The sequence below is a fragment of the Paracoccus litorisediminis genome, assembly GCF_009711205.1.
GTDB classification, from domain to species: domain Bacteria; phylum Pseudomonadota; class Alphaproteobacteria; order Rhodobacterales; family Rhodobacteraceae; genus Paracoccus; species Paracoccus litorisediminis.
Genome location: NZ_WMIG01000026.1, coordinates 34,797 through 47,598, shown reverse-complemented (window position 1 = coordinate 47,598; position 12,802 = coordinate 34,797). Strand labels below are relative to the sequence as shown.

24 protein-coding genes are annotated in these 12,802 nt (G+C 64.7%); 16 read left to right on the top strand and 8 right to left on the bottom strand.

All coding sequences use genetic code 11. From position 1 onward, the window contains the following. Window positions 1-593 precede the first annotated feature (593 nt). The 12 genes from GL300_RS23435 (at window position 594) to GL300_RS23380 (ending at window position 5,902) form a co-directional block, all read left to right on the top strand. On the top strand, window positions 594-806 hold the full coding sequence (locus tag GL300_RS23435; RefSeq protein WP_155042112.1) for a hypothetical protein: 213 nt from the start codon (window positions 594-596) through the stop codon (window positions 804-806). Window positions 807-943: 137 nt separating this feature from the next. Then, the gene (locus GL300_RS23430; protein WP_155042111.1) at window positions 944-1,318 is read left to right on the top strand and encodes a hypothetical protein; all 375 of its coding nucleotides are present in this window, start codon (window positions 944-946) and stop codon (window positions 1,316-1,318) included. 137 nt (window positions 1,319-1,455) lie between these two features. Beyond that, window positions 1,456-1,710: a hypothetical protein gene (locus tag GL300_RS23425; RefSeq protein ID WP_155042110.1), complete on the top strand. Its 255-nt coding sequence runs from the start codon at window positions 1,456-1,458 to the stop codon at window positions 1,708-1,710. A 137-nt stretch (window positions 1,711-1,847) separates the two neighbouring features. Beyond that, the gene (locus GL300_RS23420) at window positions 1,848-2,039 is read left to right on the top strand and encodes a hypothetical protein (RefSeq protein ID WP_155042109.1); all 192 of its coding nucleotides are present in this window, start codon (window positions 1,848-1,850) and stop codon (window positions 2,037-2,039) included. Window positions 2,040-2,160: 121 nt separating this feature from the next. Then, window positions 2,161-2,775 carry a hypothetical protein gene (locus tag GL300_RS23415; RefSeq protein ID WP_155042108.1) on the top strand — a complete coding sequence of 205 codons (615 nt, stop codon included), beginning with the start codon at window positions 2,161-2,163 and terminating at the stop codon, window positions 2,773-2,775. Window positions 2,776-2,913: 138 nt separating this feature from the next. Beyond that, window positions 2,914-3,363 carry a hypothetical protein gene (locus GL300_RS23410; protein WP_155042107.1) on the top strand — a complete coding sequence of 150 codons (450 nt, stop codon included), beginning with the start codon at window positions 2,914-2,916 and terminating at the stop codon, window positions 3,361-3,363. 122 nt (window positions 3,364-3,485) lie between these two features. Then, window positions 3,486-3,791 (top strand): hypothetical protein, encoded by a 306-nt coding sequence (locus GL300_RS23405; protein WP_155042106.1) that lies wholly within the window; start codon window positions 3,486-3,488, stop codon window positions 3,789-3,791. A 76-nt stretch (window positions 3,792-3,867) separates the two neighbouring features. Then, window positions 3,868-4,137, top strand: a complete 270-nt coding sequence (locus tag GL300_RS23400; protein ID WP_155042105.1) for a hypothetical protein — start codon at window positions 3,868-3,870, stop codon at window positions 4,135-4,137. Beyond that, entirely contained in the window at window positions 4,134-4,628 is a 495-nt protein-coding gene (locus GL300_RS23395) for a hypothetical protein (protein WP_155042104.1), read from the top strand. Before GL300_RS23400 ends, GL300_RS23395 begins: the two co-directional genes overlap by 4 nt. Window positions 4,629-4,732: 104 nt before the next feature. After that, on the top strand, window positions 4,733-5,011 hold the full coding sequence (locus GL300_RS23390) for a hypothetical protein (protein WP_155042103.1): 279 nt from the start codon (window positions 4,733-4,735) through the stop codon (window positions 5,009-5,011). A gap of 114 nt (window positions 5,012-5,125) precedes the next feature. Then, the gene (locus GL300_RS23385) at window positions 5,126-5,305 is read left to right on the top strand and encodes a hypothetical protein (RefSeq protein WP_155042102.1); all 180 of its coding nucleotides are present in this window, start codon (window positions 5,126-5,128) and stop codon (window positions 5,303-5,305) included. 363 nt (window positions 5,306-5,668) lie between these two features. Beyond that, window positions 5,669-5,902, top strand: coding sequence for a hypothetical protein (locus GL300_RS23380; RefSeq protein ID WP_155042101.1), 234 nt, complete (start codon window positions 5,669-5,671; stop codon window positions 5,900-5,902). Between the two features lie 62 nt (window positions 5,903-5,964). On the opposite strand, the gene GL300_RS23375 is transcribed toward GL300_RS23380, so the two are convergent. The 8 genes from GL300_RS23375 to GL300_RS23340 form a co-directional block, all read right to left on the bottom strand. Beyond that, window positions 5,965-6,387 carry a DUF6362 family protein gene (locus tag GL300_RS23375; RefSeq protein ID WP_155042100.1) on the bottom strand — a complete coding sequence of 141 codons (423 nt, stop codon included), beginning with the start codon at window positions 6,385-6,387 and terminating at the stop codon, window positions 5,965-5,967. Continuing rightward, window positions 6,384-6,818, bottom strand: coding sequence for a VRR-NUC domain-containing protein (locus tag GL300_RS23370; protein WP_211595353.1), 435 nt, complete (start codon window positions 6,816-6,818; stop codon window positions 6,384-6,386). The genes GL300_RS23375 and GL300_RS23370 overlap by 4 nt, the downstream gene beginning before the upstream one ends. Beyond that, entirely contained in the window at window positions 6,815-7,369 is a 555-nt protein-coding gene (locus GL300_RS23365; RefSeq protein ID WP_155042099.1) for a hypothetical protein, read from the bottom strand. Before GL300_RS23365 ends, GL300_RS23370 begins: the two co-directional genes overlap by 4 nt. Before the next feature lie 41 nt (window positions 7,370-7,410). Next, window positions 7,411-7,989 carry a helix-turn-helix transcriptional regulator gene (locus GL300_RS23360; protein WP_155042098.1) on the bottom strand — a complete coding sequence of 193 codons (579 nt, stop codon included), beginning with the start codon at window positions 7,987-7,989 and terminating at the stop codon, window positions 7,411-7,413. Continuing rightward, entirely contained in the window at window positions 7,973-8,215 is a 243-nt protein-coding gene (locus GL300_RS23355) for a hypothetical protein (RefSeq protein WP_155042097.1), read from the bottom strand. The genes GL300_RS23360 and GL300_RS23355 overlap by 17 nt, the downstream gene beginning before the upstream one ends. Further along, the gene (locus tag GL300_RS23350; protein WP_155042096.1) at window positions 8,212-8,454 is read right to left on the bottom strand and encodes a hypothetical protein; all 243 of its coding nucleotides are present in this window, start codon (window positions 8,452-8,454) and stop codon (window positions 8,212-8,214) included. Before GL300_RS23350 ends, GL300_RS23355 begins: the two co-directional genes overlap by 4 nt. Before the next feature lie 15 nt (window positions 8,455-8,469). Continuing rightward, window positions 8,470-9,408, bottom strand: coding sequence for a helix-turn-helix domain-containing protein (locus GL300_RS23345; RefSeq protein WP_155042095.1), 939 nt, complete (start codon window positions 9,406-9,408; stop codon window positions 8,470-8,472). A 157-nt stretch (window positions 9,409-9,565) separates the two neighbouring features. Further along, window positions 9,566-9,781, bottom strand: a complete 216-nt coding sequence (locus tag GL300_RS23340) for a hypothetical protein (protein WP_155042094.1) — start codon at window positions 9,779-9,781, stop codon at window positions 9,566-9,568. Window positions 9,782-9,867: 86 nt separating this feature from the next. Between GL300_RS23340 and GL300_RS23335 the strand changes: the two genes are divergently transcribed. The 4 genes from GL300_RS23335 to GL300_RS23320 all read left to right on the top strand — a co-directional run bounded on the left by GL300_RS23335 (window position 9,868) and on the right by GL300_RS23320 (window position 12,799). Then, window positions 9,868-10,269, top strand: coding sequence for a helix-turn-helix domain-containing protein (locus GL300_RS23335; RefSeq protein ID WP_155042093.1), 402 nt, complete (start codon window positions 9,868-9,870; stop codon window positions 10,267-10,269). 300 nt (window positions 10,270-10,569) lie between these two features. Further along, window positions 10,570-10,725 (top strand): hypothetical protein, encoded by a 156-nt coding sequence (locus tag GL300_RS23330; RefSeq protein WP_155042092.1) that lies wholly within the window; start codon window positions 10,570-10,572, stop codon window positions 10,723-10,725. 120 nt (window positions 10,726-10,845) lie between these two features. Beyond that, complete coding sequence (locus GL300_RS23325; protein ID WP_155042091.1) at window positions 10,846-11,301, top strand: hypothetical protein; 456 nt, start codon at window positions 10,846-10,848, stop codon at window positions 11,299-11,301. A gap of 1 nt (window position 11,302) precedes the next feature. After that, the gene (locus tag GL300_RS23320; RefSeq protein ID WP_155042090.1) at window positions 11,303-12,799 is read left to right on the top strand and encodes a DNA cytosine methyltransferase; all 1,497 of its coding nucleotides are present in this window, start codon (window positions 11,303-11,305) and stop codon (window positions 12,797-12,799) included. The last annotated feature ends 3 nt before the right edge of the window (window positions 12,800-12,802 follow it).

Below are 12,802 nucleotides of genomic sequence, written 5' to 3'. Positions count from 1 at the left end.
ACGACCAGCACGACCAGCACGACCAGCACGACCAGCACGACCAGCACGACCAGCACGACCAGCGAATAACGCCCCACACAAGCCCGCGTCCCGCAAGCCCACACACACCCAGCCGGATAGCGCCAAGCCCAGCCAGCGCCCCGCACAAGAGCCGTGTGAGGCGACAGCCAGGCGAACGCAAAAACCGCGACCGCGACGCCACGCAAGACGTTGATTTTAATAGAGAAACCGAAAGAAAACAGTAGGCGCGGGCGCAATTTTGCGCCAGAGTAGGGACACAGGCAGGGAAAACCAGCCAAGCCCGAATCGCCCGACAGGACGAACGGAAAACCCCGGTGATGCGCCAAGCGCCCCCAGCCGGGCAGGCGCAAGAGAGCGCGAGACGGGCAGGCACGACGACAACCCCAGCCTTTGCTTTTTGACATCGCGAGAAACCGGCCCAGCGACCCGCAAGGGAAGCGATGACGACCAGACCAGACGAACGGACCACGCGCGGCAAAGCCGCCGGTCCAGCCCCGCCGGGAACGCCCGGCGGGCTTGCGGTCGTAGGGACAGGCACAACGCCACCCCGGTCAGCCAAGACAGGAAACAGCATGGAATTTTTTGCCACCGCAAACGGCTTGATGGTTCTTCTTTGCGCCGCCGCCGCCGCCGGGCTGCTGATCGCCGCCGGAATCGAGGCTTGGGCGAAAAGCGCAACCGCGCGCCAACGCAACCGCCGCCGCCGCGACGACCGCCGCCGCCACAAAGCCCGCATGGAAAGCCGCCGCCGGGTCTACCAAGACAGCCGACGCCGCCGCGCCTGACAGACAGGACGCGCAGCCGACCACCAGCCCGCCGGAAACGCCCGGCGGGCTTGAGCCAGTAGAGGCAGACCGAACCGCGCGCCAAGCGCAGGCTTCCCGGTCAGCCACCCATCCCGGTCAGCCAAGGAGCCAAGACCATGAACGCCACGACCATTCTGCCGACCCGCAACCCGGAGTGGGGGTTTTGGGGAACGACCGAACGCGCAGGATACCGCACCGACCGAGGCTGGGACGTAGCCAGCGAGACAATCCGCCAGACGACCGGCTGCAACCCCGAGGGAGTCCGCGACTTCCTAGACAGCAGGCTCGGGCGTCACTTCGCCGACGAGGTCAACAGCCTCATGGCAACCCGCAAGCTGCCGGTCGAGGTAGCCACCACCGAAACCGCAAACAGGTGGCAGGGTTGGAAAATCGACCGCAAGACAAGCCGGGACCACGGAATCCCCGCAGGGATGCCCTACCTGACCGGCTGGGTAACCCACTACGAAATCGCCGACGACAGCGCCGCCTGACAGACCGGCCCCGCCGCCGACCCCCAGCCCGCCGGAAACGCCCGGCGGGCTTGCGGCAGTAGAGCCAGACCGAAGCCCGCGCCAAGCGCAGCCTTCCCGGTCAGCCCACCATCCCGGTCAGCCAAGAGGAACCGACCATGAATCTGACAGGAACGACGATCCAAGACCCCACCAACATGATGGACAAGGGAGAATTTCTGCACTTCCACACTTGGCGCGACCACACCGGAGCCGCCATCGAATACTGGCGCGGGACGCAAAGAAACGGAGCCTGCGTCCGCACACTGAACGCCGCCGGAGAAATGACGACGATCACCCACTACGCCGACCCCGGAGCCGCACTGCAGGCAATCCGCCCCAAGGTCGACAAGATCCCCGGAATTCCACACTGACAGACCGGCCCCGCCGCCGACCCCCAGCCCGCCGGAAACACCCGGCGGGCTTCAGGCAGTAGAGGCAGACCGAACCCCGCGCCAAGCGCAGCCTTCCCGGTCAGCCCACCATCCCGGTCAGCCAAGAGGAACCGACCATGACCCGCCCAACCTTCGACACCCGAGACTACGAGCGCAGCTGGGGAAGGACGCCCAGAGGCAGAGGAAGCTGGGCCTTCGCCACCGAAACTGACGATTGGATACTCAGCCCGAGCCTGACCTACACCGAAGCCAAGAGATGGGCGCGCGAGCAGCGCCCCGAGGCCGACCACTTCACGGTCGGGTCGTGAACTACACCCAGCCCGCCGGAAACGCCCGGCGGGCTTGAGCCAGTAGAGCCAGACCGAAACCCGCGCCAAGCGCAGGCTTCCCGGTCAGCCCACCATCCCGGTCAGCCAAGAGGAAACGACCATGACCCTACAGCAGATCATCCTGACCAAAACCCACGACGACGAAGTCTACGAACTCTACATGCAGGTCGGGCAGACCCGGATCTGGATGGACACCTATGAGGGAGAACACGACGACGCCGAACTCGAGGCCAAAAGCCTCGCCAACCACCACGGCTGCGACTGGATCGAGGAACCCGAACTCGAGACGATCCCCGCCCCCCGCACCGTTACCATCACCGGACCCTGCGCCGGGCGCGGGAAATACAAAGTGAAGCTGACCCATTGCGACGCAAACGCGGAACACTACCGCGCCGAATACGACCCGAGCGAAGCATGGGCAGGCAGCGTCGAAACCATCCACCGCGACCGGATCATCGCCGAGAACAAGCCAGAGCCGACGCCAGAGCCGACGCCCACCGAGGACGCGCCCAGCAACGACATCATCGAATGGGACGCCACACTGACGAACAAGCAGCGCGCCAGACTCGCGGCCCAACTGATGATGAGCCTAGTAGGCTGCGAACCGGGCGACCAACCCGACCCGGAAACGGGCCGGATTTTTGCAGACCACATGGGCGCGGATTACACGCAGAACCTGATCCGCCACGCCTTCTGGATACACGACAACGCCTGACAGACTGGCCCCCGATTTTTGACCGACCCCGCCGGGAACGCCCGGCGGGCTTGAGCCAGTAGAGCCAGACCGAACCAGCGCCCGCGCGCAGGCTTCCCGGTCAGCCAGCCATCCCGGTCAACCAAGGAAGGAACGACCATGACCCTCGAAGAATTCCGCACCAGCCTCCGCGCCATGACCCCGGCAGAATACACCGATGCCTACGGGCACAGCGAAGTAGCAGACTCCTGCGAACCGGGCGACACCCTCGCGGTTTACCACGGCGGGACTTGGATCATCCGCCGCCCAGACGGAAGCCACTACCTGATGCTGGAAGCGAGCGAATACGACACCCGCGACGGAAAGACCCTCGGCGACCTCGAGCGGATACTTTGGGAATGGCAGCGCGCAGACAACGACGACGAGCGTGAGCAGCGCCAAGAGCGCCTCGACACCCTCGCCCGCGCCATGATGGCGACCCGACCCGACCTGCAGGAGATGAGCCTCGACGAATGGCTGCACCAGCACCACGACAAACTGAGCGACAACGAAAAGCGCGCAGCGACTTGGATCATCGAACTCCACAGCGAGCGATACGACGCCGACTGAGGGATCGGACCCGCGAACCAGACCAGCCCGCCGGAAACGCCCGGCGGGCTTGCGGCAGTAGGGCAGGACCATCCCGGTCAGCCCAGCAACCCCATCCCGGTCAGCCAAACAGGAGCGCGAACATGGGAACCCGAGCCGCACTTTTCATCCCGGTCGAGAACAACCACTACGCCCGGATTTACTGCCACCTCGACGGCTACCCCAGCAACATGCTGCCCGCCCTCGCCGAACACGACGCCCGCGACATCCTCGCGGCAGGCGACCTTCGCGCCATCACGGTCGAGGACGGCCCCGAGAGGCTGGACAACCCAAGACAGCCCGACATCGTCACGACCACGGAACTGCCCAGCTGGGCCGACCACGGATACATCCTGACCCCGGCTGGCTGGGAACACCGCGCCAACCGCCACCAAAGCCACTTCGCCTGAACCCCAGCCCGCCGGAACAACCGGCGGGCTTCAGGCAGTAGAGGCAGGCCATCCCGGTCAGCCAAGGAGACAAATCATGCAGGCCCGCTTCATTTTTTCCCCAAGCGACGACCCCGAGAACACCGACGACGAATACAAACTGGTCGAGGACGAGAGTGTCTCCATCCAAGTCTGCGCCTACGGCGGCAAGACCACCTACGCGGTCAACGAAACCGGATACGACCAGCCCGGCAACGACGACAGCCTCTGGGTGAAGGATCACGGACACTTCACATCACTGAAGGCCGCGCAGACCCACGCGATCGAGGTGGCACAGAAACGCCGGATGGAAGGGCACAACCAATGAACTGGATGGACGAATACGAGGCCGAACTTGCGGGCCAAGCCCGCGCCGCAATCGCCGCCGAGGACGCCGCATGGAACGCCCTCTCCCCAGCGGAAAAGGAAGCCGCACTCGCCGCCGACCGCGCCAAGCGCGAGGCCGAGGACGCCCGCCAAGAACGCATCCGGCAGCACCACCTCGAACGCTTCGGCCCGGACGACGAGGCCGAGGCCAGCACAGACGGGAAAGCCTTCATCGCCGCAGGCTTCACCCTTCACCACACCGGAGGCGGCTGCATGGCTTGGCGGAAAATCATCGGCACGGTCGACGTGCTGGTGACCAACGATGACGGGACCAGCCACATCCCAGACGAGGACGGATACCAAGCGGGCATTTATGACAACGACACCTGCGAGGAAATCAGCAGCCAGAGCAACATCCCGACCGCGCAGGAGGCGATCCTCATCGCAGACGAGATGCAGGCCGAGCATTTCAAAAACAAGGGCGACGCCTAACGGATCGGACCCGCGAACCAGACCCAGCCCGCCGGAAGCAACCGGCGGGCGTCCGGGCCGTAGGAGCGAGCAAAACGTTCGTCTCCGCAGACCGGAGAAACCTGATGATCAGAAAACAAAACAAGCGCGCAAGGAAGGCCGAGGCACTCGCCAGCAAGGCACAAACAGCCAGCAAAGCGAAGCGGCGAAAGGAAGCCGCCCGCCACGCCAAGGAAGCAGCCCGGACAGCACAAGCGGCGATCACCGAAGCAGCTGATCACAGCGAACACGCGTGGCGAACAAGCGACCCCGACACCCTCAACAAAGCCGCCGAACTTTGGCGCGCAGCCGCAACCGCCGCCATGTCAGCGGAAAAAGCAGCCCAAGCGGCAGCAAACGCCTGACAACGCCAGCCCGCCGGAAACCCCGGCGGGCTTGCGGCAGTAGGATCAGGAACAGGCTGCTGCCCCGGCGCACCCCTTCCCGGTCACCACCCCATCCCGGTCAGGAGCCGCCACATGGAACAGAACACGCGCACCGCCAGCCTCGCCCTGCTGATCACCACCGCAATCCAGCGTCTCAGCCGCCGGAAAACCGCACCGATCACAGAGGCGCAGCCGCAGCAGCCCGACACCCCCGAGGCCGAAACGAAAAGCGAATTCTCCTACCTCTACGAACCCGGCGGGAAATATTACTGATCGCGGCGCAAATCTGCGCCATGATCCTCGCCAGCTGGACCACCGCCACGCCGCCAACCACCCCGCCGAAAAGGAAGCACACCGTGACAGCCACAGAATTTGCGGCATGGCCAGATGCGATGGGAATGACCCGCCGCCAGCTTTGCGAACGGATAGGCATCGCCCGCAGGACCGCAGATGCCTACGCACTCGGTCGCAGCCCGGTACCACTCACGGTCGCCCTCGCCATCGCCGCCCTGAACGCCGGATTGCCACCCGCGACCCACCCCGCCTAACACGCCCGCCGGAAACCCCGGCGGGCTTGCCCTCGTAGAAGGCGACCCATCCGGGTCAGCCATCCCGGTCAGCCAAGGAGCCTCGACCATGACCAACACCGACAGCATGACCGCGACGGACGCGGGCAAGCACATCCTCGACCTGAAGAAACGCTACGCCTCCAACGATGTCGACATCACCGACCTGATCCTCGAGAAATTCAACTGCCGGATAGCCGCGATCAATGACGAAGGCGCGGTCTGGATCGAAGATCCGCAAACCGGGCACTGGCTCGATGCCGACCGGACAGCCGAGCTGATCGCCTTCCTCGAGCGCACCTGACGCCAGCCCAGCCAAGCCCGCCGGAAACCCCGGCGGGCTTTTTTCGTCTCAGCCCTTCCCGGTCAGCCTTCCCGGTCAGTTTTCCGCCCAGCGCCGCGGCGAGTCTTAGCCGCGAGACTCCGCTCGATCGTCAGGACCGCAGCGATCGCGCGCCGATGCGCGGTCTGCCGCACCAGCCCGACACGATGGCAGACTGCCCGCCAACGATGGCCCTCCGCGCGCATCCACACAATGCGCCGGTCGAGCGGGTCCGAGATGAGCGACAGCCAGCCCAGCGCCTCGTCCATGTTCTGGATATCGGTGGGCGACGGGACCACCCGCAGCCGGGTCGCGTGATAGCCGTAAGCGTCCTTCGCTTCCCGCACCACTGTCGGCCAGGACGAACCATAGCCACGGGCGCCGGAGCCGGAAGGATTTGGCAACCGTCGCAGCGTGAGCGCCGCAGCCTCCATCCGTTCCCAAATAAGAGCCGAGGTAAGCGTCATGCGGTCCCTTTCCCCGGCAGCGCGAGCCGGATGCGATGCACCGGGATATCCGGCCCCGAAATGATACGTGTCGGGATGCCATGATGGCGCAACGCCGCCAGAAGGTCATCCAACGTGCGGATCAGCACATACGGCCAGCCCATTGCCTCGACGCGGCGCTGGAACTTCACCTGCTTCTCGGATTGCCGCCCGTCTTTCGACTTGAGCTCCACGAACAGGACCATCCGCTTCCCGGCGAGGATGCAGATATCGGCCCAGCCTGCGAACACCCCCATGCCGACATTGATCGCCGCCTGCTTGGCCGAGCGCTCCTCGTTGGGCGAGGCATGCACCACGGCATCCGGCCAGAGGACCATATGCAGGAACTTGACCACCTCCCGCTGGAAGTCTGCCTCGGGATGGGCGCGCTTGCGCTTCACAGGTGGCTTCATGCTCTTCTCACTCCCGACCCCATGCCATCGACCAGACGCCCGACATTGCGCGCCAGGGCGGTGAACTCGACCAGCAGCACATCCGGGTCAGCCCACGCGGCTCCGAACCCCGCCTCCGTCCACGCATGCCCGAGAGCCTCGCCCGGAGTCGGGAACGGCTTGAACAGATCGATCTCCGCAATGGGCGAGACGAAAGCGCCCTCCTCCCCCGAGACACCGCATGCCCATGCCTCGTCGGCGCTGATCTGCAGCAGCCTGCGCCTTTGGACCGTGGCAACCCGCAAGGTGTAGCGGGAACACTCGACCGGCATTGCATCAGCTGGGTGATGGCCCGCCTTGGGACGCGGCAAACCCCGTGGCCACGCGACCGCATGCCAGTAACGATCGCCGCCAAACCGCAAGCGCAACAGCCCCCCGTCGCGCGGCTGATCCTTCTCGACAAATATCGGCTCCCGGACCCAGAGCAGGTCGTCTAGGAACAGCCGAGTATAGGGCGCGACGGCCGGCGCGATCACAGATCGGACACGGGACGAGCCGAGGCCCGCGACCATGCGCGGATGCATCGACAGGGGAACTGGAGGCCGCGACCCGCTCATTCGGCCGCCACCAGCGGATGCTGCGCGAAGATCTCTCGGTTGCGGAGATCCCGCGCCCGAGCTCGAGCCTCGCGAGCGAAGGCCAGCGCCCAGCCGAAGGTGACGCAGATCCGCGAGAGCGGCCAATCCTCCGCACCCTTGGCCCGCAGGCGCAGCGCGCAGCACTCGACCTCATCGACCCGCTGCGCCACCCGCTCCTCGAGGACAGAAACACCCGAGATCCGCAGATGCCACGTAACCGTGTCTTTGCTCATGCCGAGGCGCGTCGCGATGGCCCCGATGCTTTCCCCGGCCCGATAGAGCGCGACGACCCATTCCCGTTTGCGATGGTCGTGCGGTTTGGCCGAGACGCTCCGCGCCACCGACAAGATCCCGCCGCCGCACTCACCCGTGACCCTGCAGCGCATATCCGAGGCGACGATCGCCTCCATTTCCGGCCCGAAATGCGACGGCAACGCCCGGAAGGGCAAACGCAAGGCCGCGCGAGCCTGAATCTCACCTGCAGCTGCATCGAGCGCCGCGACCAGCCGCGCCTCGCTCGCCCGGCAGCGACTAAAATCAGCGCGCGCTGGCATGCCCCCTCCCCGACTTGGACTGTTCGGAACCCAGAAGCTCGCGGCGCACCCGCTCCAACTCTGACCAGGTTTCCTCGTAATGGTCGGCATAAGCCCCGCTCTTGCGCTCCATCAGGCCGCGATAGAACCGGATCAGATCCGCGAGCGACGACACGCAATGCACCTGATGCGCATGCCGGCCGATCAATTCGAAATTCGCCCGGTCGGGCAACAGCCGCGCCTTCAATGCAACTTCCTCCGACGCTTCACCGCCGCCGTTTCCATCTCCAGCAGCCATGCCCGCACCGCGCTCCGCGAGTAGTAAACCCGAGGCCCGACGCGCACATAGACCGGCCCAAGCTGCAGGCTTCCCCACTTCTGCAGCGTGTTCACCGCCACCCCAATCTCACCGGAAAGCTCGGCCCGCGTGAGCCAGCCCTCCATGACCGGCTCGCCGGTCGATCCGCCCGAAACATCCCCGTCCATGTCCCGCGCCCCCCATCACTGCAGACGAACCGTCACGCCGACCCGGCGCAATTCAGCTTCGGTGACCAATCCGCGATCCAGCATGTAATGCGCCACATCAGGCCGGATACCTCCTGCCGCATAGCTGCGTCCGGCCTTCACCACCGGAACCCACTGCACCGCCAGCGCAGCGTAATCGACACCCGCCTTCAGCTGCTCATCAGCCTTGGCCTTGCGCCCGACCTCCCATTCCTCGCGCCATGCGCCAGAGGACAACCAGTTTGCAGGCTTCTTGCCGTAGCCCTTCTCAACATGGCGGGACTTGGCATAGGAGCGCGCTGCCTCGAGCAACCCCTCCGGCGTGATCTCCCCAGCCTCAAGGACCAGCTGATACTCGCGCCAGGCCGCATCCCTCTCGACCGGATCGGGATATGCCCCCCAGAATTCAAGGAATGAATCCCACCACACCACACCCCCGTCGCCCGCTTTAGCGGGGGTAAGGGGGTTCTTAAGATTGGTTTTCTTAAGACTTGGTTTTCTTATAGCGCCGGATTCTCCGACAGTCGGGTTTTCAGGCGGTCGGTTTTTCAGGCCCTCGGTAGCACCGATGCCCTGATTATCCGGCGGTCGGTCAGAACCCGTGTTTTTCGGGCTTTCCGAGCCGCCATCCCCATCCGGCCCGTCACCGATATCCTGATCGGGCGACCCATCGCCCGAGGCGCGCGATCCCGGCTCGAACGGATCGTCCACGATGTCCCAGCGCGAGCCGCCCAGATACCCGCTCTCATCCGCGACGGTCACCCGGACCAGATAGCCCGCCTCCGAGAGCTCGCGCGTCATCTTGCGCATTTTGTCCCGACCGACCCCGCAGAGATCCCGCAGGTGAGTGACCGAGAACACCCACTCATCCGAATAGGTCATCATCAGCGCGAGCAGCCCCCGCGCCTCAATCGAGATCCCGACATCGCGGAGCATGCCATTTGGGATCGCCGCATAGCGCCGACCCTCCCGCCTTGCCTGTATCCTCACCACCCACTCTCCCCGAATGAAAAAAGCCGGGGCGTAAATTTCCCCGACCTGGCGCAGTCACCCCGCGCGATTATTTTTGTCGTTGGATGCAGCCGGGCGACCGTCATCTCTCGCCCTCTGCCGCTTGCTTCTCGAGTGCGCGCTGCTCGCGCATGTAGGTTCGCACTCGCGCCACAGTTTCCCATTGCAACCGAGCCTTGCCTGAGCGCCAGCGCGCCCATGCCAGACCAGAAGCATTGACAGCAGCCTGAATTACGCTTGAGGGTTTAATACCGCGAGCGGATGCAAACATTTCGACTTCATGCAGGAACTCATCCATGAGGGAAGTCGATTAGGTCCACGCTCCTACGGAGTCAAGCAACAAAGCGCTGCCATCCGACGCAAAACCAGATAGCGGACGAACCCATGAGCAATAACAGAATCACTGAAACCGACATCGAGATAAACCGAGAGTTTGCGAAAAAGCTCGAGGAACATCTCGCCGCCAACCCCGAACTGACGCCCGCTTCCCTTGCGGTTAAAGCCGGGCTCGACAACTCTGCCATCCGAGGAATTATCGCGGGCCGGAGCAAGGTGCCCAAGCTCTCCACGATGGTCAAAATCTCCCAGGCCCTCGGTCTGACACTGGAGGAATTCATGGCCGGGCCGCGGACCCCAGAAGAGCTTTATATTGTTCGCCTAGTAGCTCGCCTACCCGTTCGCGAACGACTTCAGCTTCTGGGCTATGCACAAGCTCTTGACGCCTACACGGGTCGGTCTCCGCTAGAAGATCCCGCAGAAAACCAACAATCGCCCCATCGTCCATGAAGAACTTCCCCCAAGAAGTGTTTGTCTCAATGCGGTCCAGCCAATCAGCCCCAAAAACGGCTGCAAGCCCCTCCCGCCATAGATTCGACCGATTTCCGAAATTTCTTTCTGACGCGGCGTCAACAACCAGACAGGGTGTCATTCACAGCGTCGTCAACCAGATTTTTAGGAGTGCAGCCCGAAGGTCTATCATACGATTCTGCCTACGAATCGCACAAACACCAAAAAAAATCACGCACGACCCATCTTGATTTAGGTTTGCGCTCCTACTAACCCTCTTGGAAAAGCAGGAGGGAAGCGATGCGTCTGAACGAAAACACCCACCGAATCGATGCACCGCGACCGAATCACCTCGAAAAAATCGAACAGGCTCTCGCTGTTCCGGCCCTGCTCGCGCTCGCCGCCATAGCAATCTGGGCCACGCACGCGATTTTGACGACGATCGCGAGCGTCTGACATGCCCCAGCCCGATTTCCGGATCGAACGCCGGGTTTGCATCACAGCTGCCGTCACCCTGATGATCTGGTGCGGCGCATCCATCGGGCTCGGCTTCCTCGAACTTGCCGGAGCCGCAGCATGTCGGTGAAGGCCAGAAACCAGAGCGACGCCGAGCGCGCCCGAGTCCGTGCCGCCAAGCGCAAGATCCTCGAGGCAGGTCAAGCAGCCGGATTGACCCTTCGCCAGATCGCCATCGCCAACACTCTCGACCTCGGCCAGCTATCCTCGTTCGCCAAGCGGGAAGGCTTCAACATCCCGACCGACCGCGTGACGCGAGGCAGCACGCCCAGCGCCGACGCGCAGGTGGTGACGTGTCAGTCATGGGGCGAAACCCGAGAGCATCGCGTGAAGATGCCCCGGATGGCTTGGATCGATGCCGACGAACTGATGCTCGCGCCCCGCCCAGATACCGCGCCGCGCATGCCGACGATCCGTCAGCCGATGGCCGAGGACGGCCCAGCGCCTGACCAGATCGAAATGACGATCGCCACCATCCGCGCCATGCGTGACGAGATGCGGGCGAGCGCCGATTGACATGGGCGTATCTCCCCCCAGGCATGGAATGTCCCTCTGCGCAGGCGCTGGCGGTCTCGACATGGGCCTCCAGCTGGCAGAGCCGGGATTTCACACCCGATGCTGGGTCGAATGGGACGATTACCCCCGAGAGGCCATTCTCGCCGCCCAGCGCGCCGGATATTTTGCCCCCGCCCCCATCTGGACGGACCTCTGCACTTTTGATGCGCGACCGTGGGCGGGACGGATCGACACCCTCCTCGCCGGATACCCCTGCCAGCCCTTCAGCGCCGCAGGACAGCGAAAGGGCGCCGATGATGAGCGCCACCTCTGGCCCGAGGTTGCCCGCGTCGCGCGTGAGCTCGGCCCGGCGCTCCGCTGGATCTTCCTCGAGAATGTCGCGGGTCACGTCAGCCTCGGCCTCGAGGCCGTGCTGCGAGAGCTACGATCAATGGGCTTCACGCCTGCGGCTGGCCTATTCTCGGCGAGTGAAGTCGGTGCGACGCATGAGCGCCAACGCATCTTCATCGTGGCCCACCGCGACCAGCGTGATGACGAACGGCGCGGGATCGAGCGGCCGGAATGGCGGGATGAACCTTCAGACGGCAGCGGACAGCTGGCCGACGCCGACACCCCCGACCGGCGGCAAGACGCTTCCCCCGGATGCGACGCCGACCGGGACGCTGCCGGATGGCACGAAGCGCACCGTGGGCCTCGATCAGATGGCGCGGCAATGGCCGACAGCGACGGGCAAGGATGCGGATGGGAGCCGGAGCTATGCCGAGGACGGGACGCCGATCCGCTCTCACCCGGGCCCGACCCTGACCGACGCGGCCCAGCTGCTCTGGAAAACCCCGAGCGCGCAGGAGCCGGGCGTGGAACACCGGACCCTGATCAACAAGGACGGGTCGATCTGGACAGGGGGCGAGCGAGCCTACGACGCGGAGACTGGACGGTTAGTCCAGACGGGTCTGCCACAAATGGTGAAAGCGTGGGGAACGCCTCGGGCATCGGACGCCGAGAAGGGCGGGCCGAACCAAAAATTCGGGGCGGGCGGCATGCCGCTCCCGGCGCAGGCGGCGCAATGGCCGACGCCGGCCGCCCGCGACCACAAGGGCGAGAACGGGACGGATCACCTGACGAATGGGACCGGCAGGCTGCACATGGACCAGCTGCCGAACGCGGTCGCCCACGGCTTCACCCGCCCGGACCTGCCGACATGGACGGATGGCGCGACACCCTCACCCTCGCGCCGTGGCTCGCGCCTGCTGTTGCGCTCCGCGACCTCGTCCATCTCGCCCGCCAAGGTCAGATCATGGTCGAAAGCGGCCAGATGGCGGAAGCGGCGATTGTCGCCCGCCTTCGTGGAATGGCTGATGGGCTGGCCAACCGGACACGCGCTCTGCGCCTGCTTGGGAATGGGGTTCACCCACTGGCAGCAGGAAATGCGTGGCGCACTCTCGCAGCTGCCCACGGACTCGGGCCCGTGGATCTGGGAGCCACCGCCGGAGACGGCTGAAGC